At 55.1% G+C, this 5,688-nt stretch carries 3 protein-coding genes; all 3 read right to left on the minus strand.

Going from position 1 to position 5,688, the window contains the following annotated elements; translation table 11 throughout:
* Positions 1–37: 37 nt before the first annotated feature.
* Positions 38–1,960, minus strand: coding sequence for a hypothetical protein (locus HKN06_04005; GenBank protein NNF60476.1), 1,923 nt, complete (start codon positions 1,958–1,960; stop codon positions 38–40).
* Between the two features lie 23 nt (positions 1,961–1,983).
* Positions 1,984–2,898 (minus strand): hypothetical protein, encoded by a 915-nt coding sequence (locus tag HKN06_04010; protein NNF60477.1) that lies wholly within the window; start codon positions 2,896–2,898, stop codon positions 1,984–1,986.
* Positions 2,895–5,688, minus strand: a 2,794-nt coding sequence (locus tag HKN06_04015; protein NNF60478.1) for a tandem-95 repeat protein, incomplete at its 5' end; no start/stop codon positions are given. The genes HKN06_04015 and HKN06_04010, both read right to left, overlap by 4 nt.

The raw sequence follows: 5,688 nt of genomic DNA on the forward strand, positions 1-5,688 counted from the left end.
CGCCAACAAGGTTGCCGCGACCGTCTGAGTTAAACAGTCATCTCTGATGCAGACTTCCGGCGCTGCAAAAAGTCGGATCACTACCGCAAGGGGCACCGTTGCGAATCCAGTTGAGCAGCGTGATGTAATTGTCGTTGTCCTGCGAATTGGCTCGATCCAATGCGATGCCGCCGCCATGTTGCAGCTTGGTCGGTTTGTGCAACAGCGGGCTGTTTTCAGGATCCCTGAAATTGACCCGCTCAAGGACGTTTTGAAAAAGCGTCGGGTTACTGTCATCGAAGTAAACAGGAATCCCAAGGAACTCACTTTGTGCCCTGTGGCAGGACGCACAGCTTCTACCGGCGGAACTATCGTTCAGCACTGCTCTGATGTCGTTAGCAAACGTGAGCTCACTCGGGGCCGGAATCATGGCTGAATCTACGGTCAATGTAACTCGCGCCGTGCTGCTGCCCATCGCATTGCTGACCCGCAGTTCCAACACATAGTCGCCATCGGTGTCTGCGGTCAGGGTGGTCGCCGCAGCATTGGCATTAGCGAGGCTTGCGGTGGCGTTGTTCGGCTTTGAGACGATAGTCCAGGCAAAACGTTCTGTCAGATAGCTGCCTGAGGCATCCTGAACAACTGGCGAGGTCACGGTCCTATTAGCACCCGGTAGTGGCACCGGTTTACCCGGCGGAATAACTCTGCCATTCGCACCCAGTACGTCGAAGCCCTGCAAAAAAGACGCCAGCAATGCGGGCGGGCCCTCCGGGTTGCGCCAGAACTTCGAGTAGTTCAACAGCGACATCGGCATTCGCGCGTGGCGGTATACCCGATCAATTATTTCGTCGTTATAGCTGATGAACTGCTCATAGCTGCTGAAACTGACGGCATTGGCGAGATTTACTTGCTGATCATTGAACAGCACGGGAGCGGTATATTCTTTGGCCGAATTGCTCGCCTGCAGAGAGTGACAGTTGACACAGTGCGGTTCCACCACCTCGTTATAAAGTAGCTCGACACCCTCCGGACGATCTGCGGACTGGCGCCAGCCTTCAGGGACGAAACTCGTATCAAAGTTGGTGGCCGAAAAATCGCCGCCATATGCGCCGATTACGAGCTCGGCCGCCAGCGAGTTATCCCATTTCGCCTGTTCGATATCCGGGCGCTGGTCCATCTCAAGATAATGGTCATACACCATCATGTTTATTTGCTTGATGCCGGCGAGTTGTTGCGATTCAGTAAAAGCCGGAAACTCAAAGGTAGCGGGATCCAGGATATTCATCTTGGCCGATCTGAGCGTGTCTCCAGAAAAGCTGCCGTCCGAATTCAGCGGATACATGCTCCCGCCATGACAGGAAAAGCATGTAGTGGGAACATGTTTCTTCCCGCGCCCATCCAAATCTGCTATCAGCAGGCGCTGTTGCGTACCATCTGCTTCCGGCGGACCAAAAATAAACATCTTGACGATCTTGTCCGAACTCGGATCGGCCTCATCCATCGGGCTGTATTCAATGACGTTGGTCCCGATTTGGTAACGCCTGTCTTTGTTAATCGCTGCATCGAGGTTTATTGGTCCGTATCCGGTCGCGTCGCCGGGCAGCGGTTGCACCACATAATTATCCACGTAAATTGCAATGCCACCGTCTATCCTCACGCGAGCATACATATCCCGACCGTAACCCAGATCCTTGGTGTCGCGAAACGTCACATTAACGTCGGCACCACTGTCAAAACCATTGACTGCCTTCCAGGCCGCCAGCGTAGTGCGCTCCGAGTTGGGGTCAACCGCCGCAAAATATGCACTGGCATAAGCAGCGGAGTCGATCAGGCTCGTGCCTGCCACAGTATAGGTATTGTCGAAACGCAGAAACGTATCGGGGGTAACCGTGGGATTAACGGTTACAGCCACCGGCTCGATATCACTTCTGCCTGTTTTGCTTGGACAGCCGCTCAATCCTGCAAGCAGAAAAAGCAGCATGCACCCCGATTGGATTCGACGCATTACCTGAACCTCACTAACAGACTCGCATTGAAAATGGTTCTGTCGTAATCATTGTCGCCTGCCCCATTTACCAGCACTTTTCTGACTGAAAAATCGAGAGCCATGCTGTTGCCAATGCCTTTGTTAAGCCCAAGCACCAACATGTTGGTGTTGGCATTCAACCGGTAACTGACCCACTTGCCACAGAATTCGTCACTGAAAGCCTGATCCACCTCAATGGCCTCGGACGCGATCACCAGTCCAAAAGTATCCGGTGCCGCGGCGCCGTTGCAGAATACCGCCTGGGCAGTGGAGGTCGTATCACCATGGATGAAACTATACGTTCCGTAGAGGGCCCAGCCCGACCGGGTCGCATAGTCGGCATTTAAAAACCAACGCGACCGGCTCTGATCGAAAACAACACCACTGGAATCCTGATAGTTATACTCCAGCCCCGTGGAGGCCAGGATGCTGTCCGTGATGCGCTTGGAAACGATGAATTGAGAGTTGATCTCAGTGTTGTCGCGCTGCTGGACACGGAACTCGTTAAATTGAACGGTGGTGTTGAATTGGTAAAAGGGCGCCGAGAATCCCAGCTCGTTCTGCCAGCGATAAATAAACTGTCCGCCCACAGACGAATGACTCAGGCCTTCGACCTCAAAGAACTGCTCTATCTGTAGAAAACTGCGTAAGGTGATGGCTCTTTCACTGGATAGTTCGCGGTTGTAAGCCAGCCCGATATTTGCCAGCAGCATCTTGTCATAAACGATGTCACGTTCGCGCTCGGCCCGGCTAACGTTGTCGTCGTAAATTGCAGTGGCTTCCGTATCTGCGAACCACTCTGTCTCAGCACCGGCTGCGCCCGCAATGTTATGACCGGCCGCCATAATGACCAACACTGCGCTTTGACAAGATTTTCGCACCATGCCGTTCATGATTGGATGCCTCGGTTGTCGTGCCTGGTACGTAACAACAAGAGCAGCAACAAGAACATCAGCAACAGCAAATCAGGGGAGCCACCGCCCTGCGGTCCGGCGGTCGGTGCGGGGGGAGCGCTGTCATTCACCGAACCGGACACGGGGGCGGCACCGATGGCTAATCCAAAGGTGCCACGAATTACGCCGTTCGCCTCGCCGTCCGTATCATTGGCGCCGCCGTCAGACAATGTCAGCTGCACGCAATCATTGAAGGCGATGAGGCCCACTCGATAAGCCGGATCTCCTGGCGGCGGGCATTCATTATCAACACTCGCTGCAGAGCGAACGCCATCGGTAGCAGTCTCGAAAAATGGCAACCACGAATTCCCGGCGAAACCGCGCAGTTTCGCACCGAGGGGAATGCCCTGCACGAGCGGAATTACCACGCTGACGGCGGTATCCACGCTTGAGAATCCGCTGATACCAAAATCATAAATTGCCCCGACCGGGGAGAATCCGGTATCGGCAACTATCTGGCCACCGGCATCCCTGACATCGACGCTGCTGATACGCGCACCGCTGCGGCTTGCGGCGATTGCGAAGCGTCCCAGTGACAAAGACATGCCAGGGTTCGCACGAATCAGCCGGGAATAATTGCTCAGGTTTCCTGACACCCTGGCATGCAGCTGGGTCGGATCATCCACGGCATCGCGAAAATCCTGCAGTGCATCATTATCTGCATCTCCACGGCCTTCAGTAAAATCGCCCACCCCGTCGTTATCAGAGTCATTGGCGTCGGACAGGATCGGCGCTGCGTCACCAATCATCAGGGTGGTCGAACGCGAGGTCTGCAGTATGCCGTCGCTGACGACCACACGGATCTCGTAAGCGCCGGCCGCCGGCATCGTCGAAGCTGCATCAAACCGGTATTCGTTACCGGACACTTCACCGCCCAATCCACCGTCGGTGCTGCTCCAATCGTAAGTCAGGCTGTCACCATTGGGATCCGCCCCTATCGCGGTGATGACGACTTCTCCCTGGTCCTTGTATACATGGGCGCCGCTGATACCAGACTGCAGTACGGAAAATGAAACCGACGGCGCAATGTTGCGTTCGACGATAATCACGCGATAGGTCACCGCATCGGAGAGTACTGCGTTTTCACTGGCATCGGTCAGCGTAATCACGAACTCCTCATCACCTTCAACGACGGCATCGTCTGTGATAGTGATGAGCAGGTTAGCAACCGCGCCGCTACTGATCTGCAAGCTGCCATCGGCAAGATCGTGATCGGCACTGTCCGCAACGCCCGCCACCGTGTAATCGAGGGTCACCGGATAACTCGGTGCGAGACCATTGAGGGAAATAGGTACCGCTATGCTGCGGCCTTCGCCGGTTAACACTGATCCAGCCAGGGTGACCAGCGGAAGAACATCCAGGTTGCGCTGCTCGCTGGCACTATTGCCGTCAGAATCCGTTGCCGTCCAGGTAATGACATGACGACCCGGTCGGAATGGACCTGACTTATCTGCAGTTACCGGCACTTCGCCATCGCGGCTGTCGAAGGCGGTCACCGGAATCGTTACGGGAGTTACATAGCCAGTCGATACTACCGTCGTGTCGCTGACCGTTATCGTCGGGCGGTCAGAGTCCGTGCTTATAGCTTCGCATTCGATGTCATTATCGAGAACGCACTGTTGAAATTCCTCCAGATTGGACAGGCCATCGCCGTCCAGATCAAGCAATGCATCGGCTGCATCTCTTGGATTCAATCCATTGGCAAGCTCCGCGACGTCGCTTATTCCGTCTCCGTCATCATCGCCATCGCAAATGTCCCCAAGACCGTCCTCGTCGAGGTCGGCCTGATCGGTGTTTTCGTCGTCGGGACAATTATCATCGTAATCCGGTATATCGTCACCGTCCCTGTCAGGCGCTACAACAACAAGCGTCAAGCCTTGAGATTGCTGAAGCGATCCGTCCTCCAATCCGTCCTGAACTTCGATAAGAATGTTGTATGTATTGGCGGAAGCTTCGCCTGGTATCCAGGAAATCACACCCACGCTGGAAATGGTCATACCCTCTGGTGCGCCACCAAGACTCCATAAGATCTCGCCAGAGCCGTCATTAAGATCGTCAGGATCACTCAGATTGTCCGCCGCATTGAAGGTAAACGGAGAAAGCTCGTCAATCGTTACGGCTGAAAATGATGCGAGCTCGGGTTGATCGTTTACCGGATTGATCGTCAGAGCCACTGCAACAGAGGAAGAGTCAGCCGTGCCGTCATTGACCACAAAGGTGAAGCTGTCAGCACCGTTGAAATTGGCCAGCGGCGTATAGGTCAGATTCGGTGCCGTGCCGCTAAGCGTACCCTTGGCCGGATCAGGACCCGTTACCACGGTAAACGACAGCGTATCGCCATCGGCATCGCTGCCCGTCAGGGTAATCGCGAGTGCCGTGTCTTCGGGCGTCGACACAGATTGCCCATTGGCCACTGGTGCGTCATTCACGCAGGCCACCGCAATGCTGACCGTGGCTATGTTGCTATCAGCAGTCCCGTCCGTAGCGTGATAGGTAAAGCTGTCGGCACCACAAAAATCGTCAGCCGGTGTGTAAGAAAAGGAGCCGTTCGAGTTCAATGTCAGGCTGCCATTGTCCACACTCGCGTCGAGCTCCGCGCTCAAGGTATCGCCGTCAGCGTCTGTGTCACCATCCAGCACCCCCGGTGCTGCAACGCTCAAAAGCGTGTCATCGGTGGCGTTGTAACTGGCATTGTCCGCTGCTGGTGCGTCGTTCACGCAGGCCACCGCA

The sequence above is a fragment of the Gammaproteobacteria bacterium genome (assembly GCA_013003425.1).
Taxonomy (GTDB): domain Bacteria; phylum Pseudomonadota; class Gammaproteobacteria; order Steroidobacterales; family JABDKV01; genus JABDJB01.

Coding starts and splice junctions, on each gene's coding strand:
- HKN06_04005 (NNF60476.1), bottom strand. CDS start 1,960: ATGCTGCTTTTTCTGCTTGCAGGATTGAGCGGCTGTCCAAGCAAAACA.
- HKN06_04010 (NNF60477.1), bottom strand. CDS start 2,898: ATGAACGGCATGGTGCGAAAATCTTGTCAAAGCGCAGTGTTGGTCATT.